Raw genomic sequence first — 17120 nt, 5'->3', positions numbered from 1 at the left:
CTTCCTCCCTACTTTATATGATGAAAAGAACAAATTTTTGCGATAGAGAGGAGAGGATGGGATTGATCCAACCGAAACGCCTATCATTATGTATGATCGTGAAAGATGAAGCAAATAATATCGAACGTTGTCTAAAAAGCGTCGCTGGAGTCGTTGATGAAATGATTATTGTTGATACAGGCTCTACGGATCAGACACCTGAGATTTGTCGCTCGTTGGGGGCACAAGTCTATGATTTTAAGTGGAATGGAAGTTTTGCGGATGCACGTAATTATGGAATAGAACGTGCAACAGGAGATTGGATTTTATGGCTAGATGCGGATGAAGAGGTGGACTGGGCTGATCGGGGTCAGCTTCGTGATGTTTTGTCTCAAGAGAATTATGATATAGTAGCGATTCACCTCGTCAATTACTACGGAAAATCAGTTAAACCTGATCAAGTATTTAACGTTGCCCATCATCGACTTTTTCGAAATCGATGTGGGTTTAAGTTCGTCAACAACATTCATGAAACACTTAATCTTGATCAAGTGTTAACCACAGCCGAATTGCAAAAAAGAATAGGTCTGGTTCCAGTTAAGGTATATCATTACGGGTACTTAGATGCATTTGTAAAAGAAAAAGGAAAATTCAAACGTAATCTCAACATGCTAGAAAAAGAACTAGAACGAAAAGATTACAGTCCATGGGTTCATTATCATCTTGCTTCAGAATATTACCGTAATGAGGAATTCGAAAAGTCATTTGAGCATGTCAACAAATCGATTGTTCAATTTGTCTTAAAAGGTTATACACCACCTGCTTTATTGTACAAATTAAAGTACTCGATCCTTATTAGTCTAGGGAGCTTTGATGGAGCTTGGCCAAGTATTGAAAAAGCAATTCTTCTATACCCAGACTATGTAGACCTACATTTTTATAAAGGGATTATTTTATATGGCAAGAAAATGTATAGACAGGCGATTCGGACATTTGATCATTGTATTCAAATGGGGGAGGATCAACTCGATTATCTTACTTTAAAAGGTTTAGGTAGCTTTCAAGCGATGTATTATAAAGGCATTTGTTATGAAAAGTTAGATCGCACTCAAGAAGCCATCTGCTCCTATATCGATGCGATTATTTCTTCTCATCATTTTTCGCTTGCGATCGAAGCTTTGACCAAAGTGAGTGAGAAAAAAAATCTTCATTTGGAAACATATTTAGCCTCTCACTATGATACTAAGATTATTCAAGAGATTCTTACTCACATCCAATCGGCTAAAAAGAAACATAGGAATCAGGATGGAGCGATAGAGACAAAAAGGGTTTTAAAGTCGATCTAAAGGTGGGTAGAGTTTATCTCTCGAGGTAGGCTCTTTTTTTGGGGGAATTGTGCTAATGAATAAGAGATACAAGCCGCTTCCAAATGTGAATAGAGTTAATACTCTATCAAGAACAATAATGAAAGGAAGTGGATGAATGTCTTTTCCCAGCTTTCCTAATATCACCCCATCGATAAGCTTGACTATTGGGCAAACTCCAGCACTATTACTAGGATCGATCGCTTTAGAGGAATTGGCACTGGCTCACCTCATTAATGCTGAGGCGGAAAAAGTGCAATTTGTATTGGGGACGTTAACCCCCACTCAAAATGTACTCCCTACTCCAGTAACGATTTCCAACCTTCTAGACATTAATCGGAGTGTACGCAGTACGTTAAGAGATATCATTAAAAAAGAGATGCTATTAGAGTTTAAGTTTGAAAATATATTGGAACTACTTCAACTAAGTCCGTCACCTTTATTCCCTCCTCCAACACCACCGCCACCAACTCCTTTCTGTTCATGTGAGGTCAACTTCGAAATTCCACGAAGTGAGGATACAGTTGTATTAAGAAATGGTACTGAAGAGGGTACAGGAAGATTGAGTAGTATTGGTGGGGGACGTGCATTTATTTGTAACGGTTGTGACCCAGCAGATACAGATCTGCTTGATTTTGAATGGGGACCTGGTGATAATCCATCTGATCCGGCAACTGTTACATTTACTGCCACCAGTTATAATCTTACATCTGAAGGTTCTTTAGGTTCGTGTGTCGATGAAACGGTGTTTACAATTACAGGAACAGGAGTGAGAAATGGAGTGCCAGGCATCTCATTCTCACTTACGTTAACCAACAATCCAGATAGTTTCTTCTTGGTTTTAGGAGGAAATGAAACATTTACAGCAACGAATCTTCCAGCTGGACAAATTATGATTATTGACTGTAATAATGGGTAATGGTTTGATTTTTTAAAGTCTGATCCATTCATTTAAAGAAAACCTGTCATAAGATTATGGCGGGTTTTTTGACTTTATCTCACATGTTTGTTTATCTAGATGGATAGCCTATTTTTCAGAAATGAACAAGTTTGAATTCATAGTTCTGTGGGATGATCTTGTATAAGGGTCTATAGTTATTTATACCTAATATATGGATTAAGTTCATATATGTGATGGAGAAGATGTTTTTATCTATCTGGTTTTTCACGTCCATTTGAGGAGGTTTCCAGTGAAGTCTTTTGACATTTACCAACAGTGGCTTCAGTCTCCCTATATTGATCTGGAGACTAAACAAGAATTACAGGGAATTTCTGAGGACGCTTCAGAGATTGAAGATCATTTTTACAAACATCTTGAATTTGGAACAGGGGGAGTTCGAGGGATTTTAGGAGCAGGTCGTAATCGAATCAATCGTTATACAATTAGACGAATCACGCAAGGGATCGCTGATTATATCTCTACATTTGGTGACTTAGCTAAGCAAAAAGGAGTTGTGATCGCTTATGACTCTCGCCACCAGTCAAAGGAACTGGCTTTAGAAACAGCATTTACTTTTCAGTACAACGGAATCCAACCTTATCTTTTCAAAGAAGTTTGCCCGACTCCACTCCTTTCATTTTCAGTACGTGAATTAGGGGCAATTACAGGGATCGTGATTACTGCGAGTCATAATCCCCCTATGTATAATGGCTACAAAGTGTATGGAGCTGATGGGGGACAGATTGTTCCCTCCATCGCTAGGGAAATTCAGAAAAAAATAGATCGTGTGGAGGAAATTCCATCACATGCAATATCAAGTGAGCAATATTTAGACAAGATTAACTGGTTAGATAACGAAATAAGTGAGTCCTATGTTTCACGACTCCAACGAATATGCCTTCATCCAGAAGTAACTTCTTCACTGACTATTGTGTATACACCTCTTCATGGAGTAGGGAATCGCTTGGTTCAAAGGGTTTTGTGTGAAGCAGGATTTACACAAGTATACTCAGTTCCAGAGCAAGAACAGCCTGACCCTGACTTTCCAACAGTTTTATCCCCAAATCCCGAAGAACCCCAAGCATTTAGGTTAGCGATGGAGCTAGGAAAAGAGAAAAATGCCGACCTTCTAGTAGCAACAGATCCAGACGCTGATCGTGTAGGGATCGCTGTGAAAAACGAAGAAGGAGAATATGAGGTCTTCACAGGAAATCAAGTAGGTGTATTGTTACTGAATTATCTGTTATCAGAACGAACAAAGCAAGGAACTTTGCCTGATGAGGCAGTTGTTGTTAAAACGATTGTAACGAGTCAAATGGGTAAAGCGATTGCTGAGCGGTACGGAGTGGAAACGATTGAAACTCACACAGGCTTCAAATATATTGGGGAACAAATAGAGGTCTTAGAGAAGGGTAGGCATAAGAAATTTTTGTTCGGTTATGAAGAGAGTTGTGGTTATTTGACAGACACCTTTGTCAGGGATAAAGATGGGATCATGACAACTTTATTGATCTGTGAGATGGTGGCATACTATAAAAGCATCAACTATACGCTGAAGGAAGTATTGTATCAGCTTTACCAGGAGTATGGCTATTTTATTGACCATTTGGAATCACGAACGTTTACAGGAAAAGAGGGAATGAATCAGATTCAGAGCATCATGAGGCAATTTCGGTTGAAGATGCCAACACAGATCGGCTTGCATTCAGTTACAAAAGTATGTGATTATGCTGAGCAAGTGTGTCTGGACCGATTATCTCAAAAACGGTCGAAGCTTACTCTCCCTCAAGAGAATGTTCTAGCCTTTACTTTAGAGGATGGTTCGTGGTTTTGCCTTCGCCCTTCGGGAACAGAGCCGAAAATAAAAGTTTATTTTTCAGTATGTGGTGAAACGGGGATCACAACACAAAGAAGATTGGATCGTTTAGTTCAAGATGTAATGGAAATAATTGATCAAAATCATTAATATATTGATTCCACACACCCCTAGATCATTAGAAATTGATGATCTGGGGATTTTTTTATGGACTTAACCTAGGCATTTACCGTGTCCAAAAGAGACTCAAGGCAATATGCTACCAGTGAATAGAGGAGGGGTATACATGTCTATGCCAAGCTTCAAGGGTCTCGTTCCCAAAAATCTTGGACGAAAAGAAGCGATTAATTTACTGCTAGCCTCCATTGCAGCCGAAGAATTAGGCTTAGCACATATTATTAATGCAGAGGCTGAAAAAATTCAATTTACTGTTGGCACTTTACATTGTCACCGTCACCATCATGACCATGAACAAGATCGTCATGAACACCATCACCGTCATCACCATCATGATTGTTTCCCGGATAAAGATAACTGTTCTTGTTTTAAAGAAATTCCGTGTCCGAGTATCAAAGATTTGCTGAAAATTAATAGAAGTGTAGAAAAGGTACTTCGCACAGTGGTGAAAAAGGAAATCATTCTGCAATTTAAATTATCAGAGGTGATTGAACTCATTGGACTAAGCAAAGAGGAGGAAGAATTTGAAAAAGACTTAGAAAAAGATTTGGATGAAAAAAGAGAACTTGAGGAATCAATTAATGAAGAGAATTTATTATAGCATTTGATGTAATTCATTTAATGAATCATTTTCATGTAAGCTAAGCGTTTTGCCTAAAATCAATCCCGTCATGTTTTCATGACAGGATTTTTACTTTATTTTTATAGTTTGATTAAGCTTCTTTTTAGCTCAAAAAACTTGGTTAAATCGTTTAATATATTTTCAGCTTGAAAATCCATCTGTTTTGTATAGTTTTTTCCATAGCATAACTTCATGATTGATGAAGTATAATAGTTAACCTTTTTCTTGGCTTCATGATCTTTGGAGTAATGAATGATTTCATTTTTAAATTCCGCAAATTCATCAGTCGTTAAATAGAGATGATACAGGTGAAGGTGTCTTAAAAGGAGCTTTTCAATTTCCGAAACGGTGTTTAGTAGCGAAAATAGGTCTGATTCGTATTGATCAAATCCATCACAGGATTCAATCCCTCTTTTTTTGAGGGCAAGGGTGAGTAAAAATACAGCATGAATGTACTTGAAGATAGCAGCTTCAGTGGATCTGAATGAATGACTTAATAGTTGTGGAACATTGTTATGATTAGTGTTAAGCATTTCCATTCCCTCACTTTCACTACTCTTCTTCGAACTCTCCATGCTCTTTGACTCGAAGTACTGTTTCTAGCTTTTTAAGGAGAAGCCATTCTTTCATCAAGACTGTGTCTATCAATTGCCCTATGCTTCGGTTAAAATGAACCACTTCTTTACTGGAGGGATGAGTAGGGAAATTAAAGTTTCTTCCCACAAAAGCTTTGATTTTGTCTGCTTCAGCGTTTATCAGATGAGCCAAGGCAATCTCTTCAAGAGCTACAGATTGTATAATTTGGATCATTGACTCAGGAAAATCAATGTTCCAATCTTTTTCCGGAATTTTATGCATGCTCATATAGATTTGTCTCCTTTCCGCCCACATTACTATGTATTCATCCTATGCAGGAGCCTAGATAGGAGTGACAGTCTACTCGATCCACAATTTCCGAAAATCAACATGTCCAAATGATTCAAAATGAATGTTTTGGATCATCGGGTGGAAGATTCGCGTCTTAATCGGATGATGTTTAAAAAGAATGAGATAATCATCTCTCAAAAAACTTTCCACTTGGCTGATCCAATGTTCTCTTTTTTGTTTTTGAGGTTCATGTTTGAACTTTTTCAACCAATGTTCAATGATTTGTAGATGTTCAGGAGCAAGAAATCTACGAAATATCAGAGCTTCATTATAAAAAGCACTTAAAAAAGATAAATGAATATCTGTGGAAGCTACTTCTCCCAAAAATACTAGATCCGCATCTTGATCCAGATCTAGTTGATAATAGCGATCAAAGTTAAAATGAACAAGTTTTAGACGAATACCAAATTTTTCTGCTTCTTTTCTAAACCATTCTGCTTCCTCGACTGCACGAAGGTAATCAAGTGCATAAAGAGTAAGGGTTTCACCTTGATAGCCAGAGTTACACAAAAAGGTTTCTACCAATGTAGGATCTTTCACTACCACTTTTGATTGTGTGGGGTAAAAAGAAGTCGCTTCTATTAAATTTTTTCTTCCTAAGTCCTTCCACATTTTCTTTAGATCCAATAGATGATAGAGAGCTTCACGAAAGTGACGATTCTGTACAATGGAAGGCTTTCGAAAGTTGAAGGCAAGAAAGCGAAAACCATTTTCTACTTCTCGGATCGGTGGAGGGGTTTCACTCCACTCTTTTCCTTCCAGTTGATAAGTCATGATTCGAGCCGCTTCTACGGGGACTCGCCAAAACTCAATTTTATCGAGAAAGGGACGTTCTGAAAAATAGGAGTCAAATGCTTCTAACACCAACTTAGTATCTGTCCGTTCTTTCAATTGGAAAGGACCCGTGCCAATCCATTGGTATTCATCAAAGGGGACATCCCGTGGCAAAATCGCTAAGTTGATCGAACTGACATAGCGAAGAAAAAATGGATTGCGCTTGTGAAGATGGAACTGAATTACATAAGGAGAAGGACAATCTATGGCACGAATATCTTTGACCAGCCAATGAAGGGGAGAAGAGGTGGATTGAAAGCGTTGATAGGTGTAGCGAACATCTTCACTTGTTAGGATTCCTTGATGGTGGAAGCGAACGCCTTTTCTGAGATAAAAGGTCCAAGTCAACCCTTGTTTATCCCCATTCCAATGATGGGCGAGATGTGGTAGGATTTGATCTTTCTCTTCATCATAAGTAACTAAGGAATCACCCAATTGTCGAATCAAGTGGCTTTCAAAGGCTACGGAACTGTACAGGGGATCAATCGTGGAAATCTCTCTGTTGAAGATTGTCCGTAACACATCTTTGGATGACTGATGAGATTGAAGACCAAATAAGGCTTGTACTTCTTTAGAGATATCTGCGATCCACGATCGAGGAATTGATAGTTGTAATAACTGAATGAGATGATCCAATTGATCTTGTTCAATATTTTCCCGTACTTCTTTTTCCACTTCGTTTTGAAAAGAGTTAGTAAAAGTAAGACATGAGGCATTGCCCCGACCTTTCCCCGGTTGATAGATACATTTTCCTTCCTCTACATACTTTTTGATCTTCCGTTTCACATTTTTCCGTGTACAAAACCAGACGGATTCAAGTTCTTCTAGTCGAAATGAAGCTGTTTGTTGCTCTTCTCTCGGAAATAGGTAGGCTCTCATTTGAAAATAAGATAAGTCTTTCAAGATATTCCCTCCTTAAAAGGGGACAGTTCTATCAAGATTGTACCCTTTTTATCCCCTTTTGAATACGGCACAATCGTTTATAGATCTAGAATTTGTTTCCTCATAAAAAGTAGATAGAGGAGGATCTATAAGATGTTTAGAGAATTACACCCAAATATTCGAATACGTATTATTACCTCATTTTTAAGTCGAGTGGTTGGCTCGATGATTTTCCCATTTATGGCGATTTATTTTACCAAAGAAATCAATGCGACTTGGGCTGGAATCTTGCTAATGATTGTCGTTGTTGTGCAATTTGTCTCCAGTCTATATGGAGGCTTTTTAGCTGACCTATTGGGACGAAAAAAGATGATGGTTTGGGGAGGATGGATGACGGTCTTTGCTTTTATAGGTATGTTGGTAGCTAACTCCCCATGGTGGACTTCCGCATGGACCACTTTTTTTATGTTAGTCATTATGAATATCTCCTCAGGACTAGTCAATCCAGCTGCCGAGGCGATGTTGATCGATGTCAGTACCAAAGAGACAAGGGCATTTATGTATGCGATTAACTATTGGGCAGTCAACTTATCAATAATGCTTGGTTTAATGGTCGGTGGTTGGTTTTTCCAAACACATTTTTTTGAACTATTAATCTCTTTACTTTTAATGTCATTGTTCACTTTATGGATGACGATTGCTTTGATCCAAGAAACGTATACTCCCAAAAAATCAACCAATAATGAAAGAGCTTATGGACTAAAACCATTGTTTCAAAGCTATCGGACTGTAATTCGAGATTCATCTTTTGTTTGGTTTACATTAGGTGGAGTTGCGATTTTAGCGATTGAGTTTCAACGGAATCACTTTATTTCAGTTCGATTAGAACAGGAAATTATTCCAAAGGTGTTTACGCTGTGGGGCGACTTACAGTTCATGGTTGATGGTGTGAAATTGTTAAGTTTATTAACAGTAGGAAATACGATTATCATTGTTTTATTTACTGCTTTAGTCGCTAAATGGATTCGCCATCGACCTGAGCAACCGATTATGTATATAGGCTTTATTTTATTTGGATTAGGCTATGCCTTCTTGGCGTTTTCCAATGATTATGTTGGTTTGTGGGTGGCTGTCATTGTTTTATCGGTTGGCGAACTTCTATATGTACCTACACGGCAATCGATTCTAGCGGATATTGTGGATGATTCACGAAGAGGGGCATACATGGCGTTTAATGGAATGGTTTTTGGAATGGGAAAAATGTTCGGGGCCCTCGGAATTATTATTGGGGAGTGGATCGGCGGAATCGGGATGAGCTTGTTATATATGTTATTAGTTCTTGTAGGAATTACATGTTCACGATTAGGAATTCTAAAAAAGAGGTGAAGGAGAAGCTCGAGACTTCTTCGCAGAGTGTATAATGGTGCTAATTTACACGAATCCAAGTACCATTTTCTCAATTCTAATGGTTACAAACTTCTGGACAACCATTTCACAATATAGTAATATTTAATTGTTTTGATGATTGTAGTTATTTTAAAACCTGGAGATAATCATGTTGTTACTCACAGAAACTTCATTGATTATTTCGAGAACCCTTGTCGCACACGGGATTCTCGTTTTCATATTGAGGTGGTTTATACATGCAAATTTCATTAGCAGAAGCAGTAGCCCTACGTAGTGTTATCTCACGCCGAATTCAAGAGCTGATCAATGAACGTTCTGAAATTGCTGTTGTTTCTGTACCCCAAGGGGAAAAATATGAGAAACCAAATCGTACTGTTGAGGCCTTAACAGCAGAAATGAATGAAGTTCGTACCCACTTTCGGAAATTAGATATTGAAATGGCTAAAGCTAATATACAGCATACTTTTGAGTGGGATCAGCAACCGATTACCATTATGGAAGCGATTGAGTTGGCAAAACAAATGCGTGGTGAACTACGTGATTTGAAAGAACTTGCTGCTCGGAAAAAACAAGATTACTCTCCTCATTACGGTGATGTTGTCATGGTGGAATATGCCCTGTATGATCCGGATCTTTATCGGGAAAAGGCTAAGAAATGGGAGCGGAAAGTAAACCGCCTTTCATCATTGATCGAGGCACAAAATCATAAGGTCACGTTTGATTTTCCACCAGCTACATTTTATTTAGGTGAATGAGACCTCTACGGTCTCGGTAAACAAAGAAAATGTCACCTTTTCTTTGTTTACCAAGACTGTAGAATTCATTCTATAGTCCAGAGGAATTGTGGACACCGCATACCTGAGCGTATCAGGGCCATTGAAACTTCTCCTTAGAGTTTTGAAAACAGATGACGATTCACAGGTCACAAGGTTACAGGTAACAACTCACGGACGTATGTTATCTTTTTGGAATAACTTTAATCGTCCCGTTCTTCGATAAAAGCAGGTGCTCGATGAGTACCTGCTTTTATTATGTTTGAATCTCATTGAAGGTGATCTTTAATAGATAATTCTTTAACTCTTCCTGGTTATAAAAATAAGGCAATCCCTTCATCTCTAGAAAACGTTTAATTTCTTGACAACCACCATCCTTCCAAAGTGAATCAAATTCCGCAATCGCCTGTAAAACGAAAATTTGTTCTTTGGTTAAATCATTCTTATTAAGGGTTGTTTTCTGTGTATTAAAAACGATAGATAATAAAATCCAAGCGAGACTTAAGTATCCTTCTTTACTTCTTTGGAAAATAGCAATTAAATCTGGTATGTAAGGCCTAGTCTGGTGTTTAGGTAGATCTCTGAAACATAGGAAAATATCTCTAATTAACCAGTGTTTATATGGAGGAAGTTGTTGATATAAATCCATCAATTTTTTATCTGGATGGTTTAATGTATCAACTAATAGTTGGATCGCTTTTGAATGATTTGAGTTGATCCGCAAAAGGGCCAAGGTGGCTACAATGCTAATAAGAGAAGAGGTACCTGTTTGAATAGAAGCATTCATGAAACTAATCGTCTCTGGATGATTATCTTTTAAATGGTTTAGGCTTAATAAGATACTTGCTTGAACAAGTGGATCTTGTTCCGTTTGCAATAAAACGCGTAAAAATCTTATAGCTTCAGTGGGTTGTACACCAATGTTCCCTAATACATATGCTGCTGCACTTCGGATCATTGGCTTTGGAGAATGTAATAACTTCGTATAAATGGGTAGCCCCTTTTGGACTGCTGAGCGTGTTTCTTTTACCCAATCTTTTTCTTTATTTAACTGGATCCCTTCAGGATAGAAATCCTCATCCCAATCATCTTCTTCAAAAGATTCTTCAAGATAACATGTAGCATTCGCTAAGTCGACGAGATAGATCAATATACGATGTCGGTCTGGAACAGATTCGCTTTCTATGAGTTCAATTAAAAATGGAACTGCAAGAGTCGCAGCTTCACAAACCCCCTCTTCATACAAAATGCTACTATATAATCCTGACCAAGCACTATGACGAACATTTTCCTTTGCTGAAGTTAAGCCCCATATTAGATCAGGGACATCTTCCGCAGATCCATAGGCATGGGCTAAACATTTCCAATTGATCTGGTCTAATCTCTCTAACATTTCTTACCTCCCTTAGTTTATTCGTTTCGACCCATGGACATGGGTATGCTTCAACCCAATGGGTCGATATAAAGGAGAATTTAGTGACAACCCAGTATTCCCAATATTAAGTACTCACTTAAGGAGATGTCAATGATGGAAAATCGTAAAACAAGAATGGAACCTTTCAAATCATATGTATAGTTTGTGTCATATCAACACAATATTCCTTGTTATAATAATTATTGGTATTATTAAAATACAGGTAATATAAACAAGATCTTAGTTAAAAATATGGATGAATAAGCTTGAATTTTGAGTGGTTGGGTCTTGTTGGTTTTAAGTTAATCTAAAAAAAGAAAGGGGAAATAATGGTTGATTTGGAGATGGATTTTTCGTTTCATGTGGGTTGGGGCATTTTTGATCTGTTTGACTCTGATTCCTTTGTCTTGGGTAGATGCAGCAGAGCCGACGGTTGATGAGAAGATTGAGTCTATACAAAAAGATGTAAATCAATTAAAGGTGAAAGAAGATCAGCTTGAGTTTTTAAAAGATGAAACCAAAAATTTTCGTGAATCAGTGCAAAAAGAGAGAGAGTCGTTTCAAAGTACTTTTGATAGATACTTAACAATTCTTACAACTCTTCCTTCGGTGCTCATTGCAGTTTTGGGGTTTATACTAATTTATTTTTTTGGACAATCAAAAAAGGAATTGAAGGAAGATATAAGTAAATTGGATGGTGAAATTAAAGAGAGTATAACGAAATTAGAAAAAGAGTTTGGAGAAGCTGAAACGAATCTTCAAAAGAAAATGGATAAAAAAATAGGAATAGCAGATCAACAAATAAGTAGGTTTTTAGAAGAACAATTAAAAGACCACATAGAAAAAGTAGATGCTCTAATAAGAATGTCTGAACGCGAGTGCATGTACCAAAAGTCACGAATCTTAGTCATCGGAACCGATGATCAATTAAAAGAAATGGGAGAGTTTGAGTTAAAGGCTATTCGACAAAGAGGGATTAACCATATTGAATCTATAAATTTAAATATCGAAGAGTTAAAGAAAAAATTAGAGCAAGATTCATTCGATATATTGATTTATCATTATTTGGGAAAAGGGGGGAGCAATGACGATGAAGGGATCGTTGATCCTCAAGTAACAGTTATAGTAGATCTATTAAAGCGCAATAATCAAGAGATCCCATTGATTGTTTATACTTATTATGGAGAACATAATTGGTTACATAGGGAAGATAAAAAGGTCGTTGATAGTTATCGATGGGCGGTTATGGCCAATATGCCAGTTACACTCCTTGGTCATCTATTCACAATTGCTCATGCTTTTCATAAAGAGGCAAAAATAGGAGATTCCATTCATTAAATTTTATATGCCTAGTATGAAGTAAAATAAACAGATGAGAGTTTAGGAGTGATTACGATGATTACACAGACGAAGGTGAAAAAAGGAAATAAACGAGTTTCATTTAAGAGAAAGAGAATCTGGCTGCCTTTTTTTATACTTGGTAGCCTATTTGAACAGATTTCACAGTTCCGGTTGCCACGTTGGAATCAGGAGCTGTTGAAAACAGAGTCATTTATCGAAAGGCGTATGTTTTACGCTTTAAAGGCTGCTGGGTACGATATTGTGTGTCAGGTTCCATCGGGGAGATATCGAATTGACTTGGCTATTCCTAAATACCGCATCGCGATTGAATGCGATGGTCATCGATGGCATAGCAAGCCCAAAGATAAAGCTAGAGATCGAAGAAAAGATAAGCACTTAGAAAGTGAAGGTTGGCATGTCTTTCGATTTACAGGTCGGGAAATCAATTTTAAACTTTGGTGGTGTATGAAGGTTATTTATATTGCAACAGGTAGGACGCCTTGGACGATTTTTCTTTGGATGAGGTATCCAGGAATACGGTAAGTTTTTGTAAGATTAAAAGAGAAATAACTATTAGAATTGGGTATAATAATTCATAATTCTATAATATGCTATATAATAAAATAATTTCATAAGGTGAGCGATGATGGAGCAAAAGTTATTGCGTCTTAAAGATCGATTAAGTGATTTAAGTCGAAGAAATCGTTCTCTCCGTTTGCTTCGGATTTCAAGCAAATGGTCTTTTGATTTAACACAATTGGACCAAGATGAAGAGACTTCACATGCTCCCAAAATCTTAGAAAGTGTGATTTCGGGGAGGAATAAAATTCGTTTAACATCAGTAGCTACAGATCAGAAGCAACAAGCCTGCGAACAGAGTTTAACCTATCTGTATCGGACGATGAAGGCAATTGAAGAGGAAACAGGTTTGTATGATTTATATCTGGGATATCCATTTCTGACAGGCAACTTAAGGGATGGCTCATTTATTCAAGCTCCATTATTTTTGTATCCAGTTCGTCTTGTACGTCATCAACGGAATGATTTTCATATCGAACTGTTTCCTGATGCGGAACCTCATTTAAACCGAACCTTATTTTTGGCATTAAAAAAGTTCCATCAATCCACGATTGATGAAAGTCTTTTTGAAGATCTTGAACAGTTAAAGAAGATGGATCAGACTCCATTATCTTCATGGGCTGACTGGCTGCATCAGAACCATATAGAAGTTACCTATACAGAAGAAAATATACAGCCACTCAAACACTATAAAAGAGATACGATCCCCCAAGATGCCCCGCTAACTTTAAAGCCTTTTGCGATCTTAGGTAGTTTTCCACAAGGTAACTCAGCGTTGATCAGTGACTATGATGAGTTAATGAATTATGTAAAAGATCAAGAATTACCATTGATTCAAGAGTTAATTACATTCAATGAAGAAAGTCAGCATGATCCGATGCCGGATTCAGATCTAGAGTGGGTGAAAAGATCTACTGTTCAGGAAGAGGAGCAGTTCTATCTTTTACCTTCCGATTATTCGCAAGAATTAATTCTCCAGATGACCCAGTCCATAAACGGTTTGGTTGTTCATGGTCCTCCAGGTACAGGGAAATCCCAAGTGATCGTTAATTTAATCACGGATGCTTTAGCGAAAGGGAAGAAGATATTAGTTGTTTGTCAAAAAAGGGCTGCCTTAGATGTTGTGGTTCAAAGGCTAGATTCTTTAGGTTTAAGTCCTTATGTCGCCTTGATTCATGATGAAAAACAAGATCGTAAGGCTTTATATCGTCAGGTGAATCACCAAATCCCAGATACTACGCTTCCAATTCAAGAGCTGGAATCTTCGTTCCAACACTTGTGTAAACGGATTGAAGATCGCGAGCAGAAGCTGGATCGAATCTATCAAGGGTTACATGAGAGACAGTCATTTGGTTTTAGTGCGTTTGAACTCTATGGTCGGGCTAAGAAGCGAGATGATGTGGTTCAAACGATTTCTATTTCTGATTTAGCTTCTTCTATACACAGGGATCACTTGGATGATCTACTGGCTACTATTTCACTTTATGGTTCATATTATCAACGTTTTGGTAAAGATGGTTATGTCCTTAAACGGAGGAAGTCGTTGGCGAATTTGGAATTAAAGGATCAAACCATGATTATTGAACAATTAGAGTTAGCTTTACAAAAGGCGAAGCAAGCCGTTGAACAATTGAATCAATTAGATCATGAGAAAATAACACCAGCCTATCTATGGTTAGTTAGTGATCGGCTTGCAAAAGTTTATGATGATCTTGATCCAAGCGAGAAGAAGACACTGCAAAAATTGCGGCTTTGGTGGTGGACGTCATTTACAGGTAAGGGGATTATCGAAGAATTATTGCATGGACAAAAGTTTAAAGGAACTTCTTCCAGTGAATGGCCAATGATTAAAGAGAGTTTGCGGACAATGTATGAGATTGCCAAGCTTACTTCTAAACTAGATCAACATCTGCAATTTTTAGCACGAATTTTAGATGACACTTATTTCAATCAAATTCGAAAAGAGTTGTCTGAAGGGAAGGTCCCTGATCGGGCGATTTTGCAAATTCGCGAAGCCATCGCTCATGATTTTGATGATCTAAGGTCGATGGATCGTTGTTATTTGGAGGCCTCTCCACAGGTGCAAAAGATGATTCAACGGTTACAGGAGAAAGAGATTCCATGTTCATCTCAAGTATCTGAGTATTGGGTAGAAATTGTCCGTCAATCATTCTATACCTATTGGATTGATGAGATTGAAAGAAAGCATCCAGTTTTAAGTAAAGTATCAACAGATGAGTTCGAACAGATTCGCTACGACTTTGGAAAATTACTCGCTGATAAACGGACATTAGCCCTACAAGTATTAGAGAACCGAATTCTTAAAAATATTAATCACTCCCGACAGACCAACGTTAAAGCTTTTCGCGAGTTACGACATCAGACAGGGAAGCAACGGCAGATTTGGCCAGTTCGAAGGCTTGTTAAATCTTATGCAGAAAAAGGTTTACTGGAAGTTTTACCAGTATGGTTGGCATCTCCAGAAACGGTTTCTTCGATCTTTCCGCTTTCTCCAGGGCTATTTGATCTTGTTATCTTTGACGAGGCTTCACAATGTACGGTTGAAAGTGGATTACCTGCCGTTTTTCGAGGTAAGCAAGTGGTGATCGCGGGAGATGAAAAGCAATTGCCCCCTTTTGAACAGTTTAGAGTCTCTTTATATGATGAAGACGAAGAAGATGAAGATTTTGAAATGGAAGAGTCTCGTAGCTTACTTAACTTGGCTAAGCGCACCTATCCGGTACGAATGCTTCAGTATCATTATCGCTCTAAGTCAGAAGAGCTGATCCACTTCTCCAATCATGCCTTTTATAATGGCTTGATGCAGGTGGCACCCAACGTTTTTTCAGACTCATCCATCCCTGCAATCCAGTGGATGAAGGTGGATGGGCGTTGGGTGAATCAATGTAATGAGCGAGAAGCAATCGCTGTTGTCAATCTACTTCAACAACAGTTAGAACAAAAACCGCATCAGACAGTAGGAATTATTACCTTTAACTCCAAACAACAAGATGTCATTTGGCAAATGATTGAGCAAAAAGCAAAAGATGATCCCCATTTTTCAGCAATATATGAAGAGACGATGAAACGAGAGATGGATCAACGAATTTTTGTAAAAAATATTGAGAATGTGCAAGGGGATGAACGAGATGTCATTATCTTTTCTGTGGGCTATGCTCCTAATGAGCAAGGAAGAATCTATAACCGATTTGGGTTGTTAAATAAACAAGGGGGAGAAAATCGTTTAAACGTAGCGATTACAAGGGCAAAAGAAGAAATATATGTAGTTGCCAGTATTGAACCAGCTGAACTAAATGTGGCTGGAAGCAAGCATGATGGACCCAAGTTATTCCGTCACTATCTTGAGTATGTGAAAGCGGTCTCTGAAGGTAACAAAAATCAAGTAAGTTCGGTACTAGAACGGATCAACCCCCAGATGGAGACAAAAAAGCAAACGAATCGAGATCAATTTGATTCACCATTTGAGGTGGAGGTGTGCGAAGCATTACGGGAAATTGGATATCAAGTAGATACACAGATTGGAGTGTCCGGTTATCGAATTGACCTTGGCATCGTGCATCCCAAGGAACCGACACACTATATCTTGGGAATTGAATGTGATGGATCCTCTTACCATAGTTCGCCCTTTGCCAAAGAACGTGATTTGTATCGACAAGAGTTTCTAGAAACGAGAGGGTGGAAGATTCAACGAATTTGGAGCCGTAACTGGTGGAGGAATCCTAGCACGGAGATTGAAAGAATTGACCGGATCATCAAAGAGATGTTATTAAAAGAGGAACATATGGAAAAGGTGAAAATCTTTAACCAATAATGTTCATGCCCATGTTCCACAAGAGTGACACCATCCAAATCAAATAAAACAGTAAATATTTTAGAAATTTATTTATTAACCTTGGATCTACATCTTCTCAAGCCAGAGAGGGTGTAGATAAATATATATAATTAACATAATTGCCCATTTAATAATGAACAATTTTAAATATAAGAAGGTTTTTTTGGTTTAAATGAAGAATAAAATTGAATGTAATTCTAATTGATAGAATG

The 17120-nt window shown here is 37.9% G+C and carries 13 protein-coding genes; 9 read left to right on the top strand and 4 right to left on the bottom strand.

All coding sequences use genetic code 11. The features are described 5' to 3' along the window. The first annotated feature begins 62 nt into the window (after window positions 1-62). The 4 genes from EDD58_RS10925 to EDD58_RS10910 all read left to right on the top strand — a co-directional run bounded on the left by EDD58_RS10925 (window position 63) and on the right by EDD58_RS10910 (window position 4877). Entirely contained in the window at window positions 63-1325 is a 1263-nt protein-coding gene (locus EDD58_RS10925) for a glycosyltransferase (RefSeq protein WP_131925513.1), read from the top strand. A 136-nt stretch (window positions 1326-1461) separates the two neighbouring features. Beyond that, complete coding sequence (locus tag EDD58_RS15305; RefSeq protein WP_341539273.1) at window positions 1462-2262, top strand: alpha-helical endospore appendage domain-containing protein; 801 nt, start codon at window positions 1462-1464, stop codon at window positions 2260-2262. Between the two features lie 271 nt (window positions 2263-2533). Then, window positions 2534-4249, top strand: a complete 1716-nt coding sequence (locus EDD58_RS10915; RefSeq protein ID WP_131925511.1) for a phospho-sugar mutase — start codon at window positions 2534-2536, stop codon at window positions 4247-4249. Between the two features lie 136 nt (window positions 4250-4385). Further along, window positions 4386-4877 (top strand): alpha-helical endospore appendage domain-containing protein, encoded by a 492-nt coding sequence (locus tag EDD58_RS10910; protein WP_207903296.1) that lies wholly within the window; start codon window positions 4386-4388, stop codon window positions 4875-4877. 101 nt (window positions 4878-4978) lie between these two features. Here the strand turns inward: EDD58_RS10910 and EDD58_RS10905 are convergent, their stop codons facing one another. The 3 genes from EDD58_RS10905 to EDD58_RS10895 all read right to left on the bottom strand — a co-directional run bounded on the left by EDD58_RS10905 (window position 4979) and on the right by EDD58_RS10895 (window position 7562). Continuing rightward, window positions 4979-5431 (bottom strand): hypothetical protein, encoded by a 453-nt coding sequence (locus tag EDD58_RS10905; RefSeq protein ID WP_131925509.1) that lies wholly within the window; start codon window positions 5429-5431, stop codon window positions 4979-4981. A 19-nt stretch (window positions 5432-5450) separates the two neighbouring features. Next, the gene (locus tag EDD58_RS10900; protein ID WP_131925507.1) at window positions 5451-5762 is read right to left on the bottom strand and encodes an alpha-helical endospore appendage domain-containing protein; all 312 of its coding nucleotides are present in this window, start codon (window positions 5760-5762) and stop codon (window positions 5451-5453) included. A gap of 72 nt (window positions 5763-5834) precedes the next feature. Beyond that, the gene (locus tag EDD58_RS10895; protein WP_131925505.1) at window positions 5835-7562 is read right to left on the bottom strand and encodes an SgrR family transcriptional regulator; all 1728 of its coding nucleotides are present in this window, start codon (window positions 7560-7562) and stop codon (window positions 5835-5837) included. Between the two features lie 132 nt (window positions 7563-7694). On the opposite strand from EDD58_RS10895, the gene EDD58_RS10890 reads away from it, so the two are divergent. After that, entirely contained in the window at window positions 7695-8927 is a 1233-nt protein-coding gene (locus tag EDD58_RS10890; RefSeq protein WP_131925503.1) for an MDR family MFS transporter, read from the top strand. Between the two features lie 257 nt (window positions 8928-9184). Beyond that, window positions 9185-9703 carry a hypothetical protein gene (locus EDD58_RS10885; protein ID WP_131925501.1) on the top strand — a complete coding sequence of 173 codons (519 nt, stop codon included), beginning with the start codon at window positions 9185-9187 and terminating at the stop codon, window positions 9701-9703. A 274-nt stretch (window positions 9704-9977) separates the two neighbouring features. On the opposite strand, the gene EDD58_RS10880 is transcribed toward EDD58_RS10885, so the two are convergent. Next, window positions 9978-11114 carry a HEAT repeat domain-containing protein gene (locus tag EDD58_RS10880; RefSeq protein WP_131925499.1) on the bottom strand — a complete coding sequence of 379 codons (1137 nt, stop codon included), beginning with the start codon at window positions 11112-11114 and terminating at the stop codon, window positions 9978-9980. A 501-nt stretch (window positions 11115-11615) separates the two neighbouring features. Here EDD58_RS10880 and EDD58_RS10875 point away from each other — a divergent pair. The 3 genes from EDD58_RS10875 to EDD58_RS10865 all read left to right on the top strand — a co-directional run bounded on the left by EDD58_RS10875 (window position 11616) and on the right by EDD58_RS10865 (window position 16887). Then, window positions 11616-12473 (top strand): hypothetical protein, encoded by an 858-nt coding sequence (locus tag EDD58_RS10875; RefSeq protein ID WP_131925497.1) that lies wholly within the window; start codon window positions 11616-11618, stop codon window positions 12471-12473. Window positions 12474-12530: 57 nt separating this feature from the next. Further along, on the top strand, window positions 12531-13019 hold the full coding sequence (locus tag EDD58_RS10870) for an endonuclease domain-containing protein (RefSeq protein WP_131925495.1): 489 nt from the start codon (window positions 12531-12533) through the stop codon (window positions 13017-13019). A 103-nt stretch (window positions 13020-13122) separates the two neighbouring features. After that, window positions 13123-16887, top strand: coding sequence for an AAA domain-containing protein (locus EDD58_RS10865; RefSeq protein ID WP_165875943.1), 3765 nt, complete (start codon window positions 13123-13125; stop codon window positions 16885-16887). Window positions 16888-17120: the final 233 nt, after the last annotated feature.

The sequence above is a fragment of the Hazenella coriacea genome (genome assembly GCF_004341825.1).
In the GTDB taxonomy this organism is placed as follows: domain Bacteria; phylum Bacillota; class Bacilli; order Thermoactinomycetales; family Thermoactinomycetaceae; genus Hazenella; species Hazenella coriacea.
This window is presented reverse-complemented; position numbering and strand designations above follow the sequence as displayed.

Excerpts from the sequence above, each read along its gene's own strand:
- EDD58_RS15305 (WP_341539273.1), top strand. The coding sequence starts at position 1,462 with ATGTCTTTTCCCAGCTTTCCTAATATCACCCCATCGATAAGCTTGACT.
- EDD58_RS10910 (WP_207903296.1), top strand. The coding sequence starts at position 4,386 with ATGTCTATGCCAAGCTTCAAGGGTCTCGTTCCCAAAAATCTTGGACGA.
- EDD58_RS10905 (WP_131925509.1), bottom strand. The coding sequence starts at position 5,431 with ATGCTTAACACTAATCATAACAATGTTCCACAACTATTAAGTCATTCA.
- EDD58_RS10900 (WP_131925507.1), bottom strand. The coding sequence starts at position 5,762 with ATGAGCATGCATAAAATTCCGGAAAAAGATTGGAACATTGATTTTCCT.
- EDD58_RS10890 (WP_131925503.1), top strand. The coding sequence starts at position 7,695 with ATGTTTAGAGAATTACACCCAAATATTCGAATACGTATTATTACCTCA.
- EDD58_RS10885 (WP_131925501.1), top strand. The coding sequence starts at position 9,185 with ATGCAAATTTCATTAGCAGAAGCAGTAGCCCTACGTAGTGTTATCTCA.
- EDD58_RS10880 (WP_131925499.1), bottom strand. The coding sequence starts at position 11,114 with ATGTTAGAGAGATTAGACCAGATCAATTGGAAATGTTTAGCCCATGCC.
- EDD58_RS10870 (WP_131925495.1), top strand. The coding sequence starts at position 12,531 with ATGATTACACAGACGAAGGTGAAAAAAGGAAATAAACGAGTTTCATTT.
- EDD58_RS10865 (WP_165875943.1), top strand. The coding sequence starts at position 13,123 with ATGGAGCAAAAGTTATTGCGTCTTAAAGATCGATTAAGTGATTTAAGT.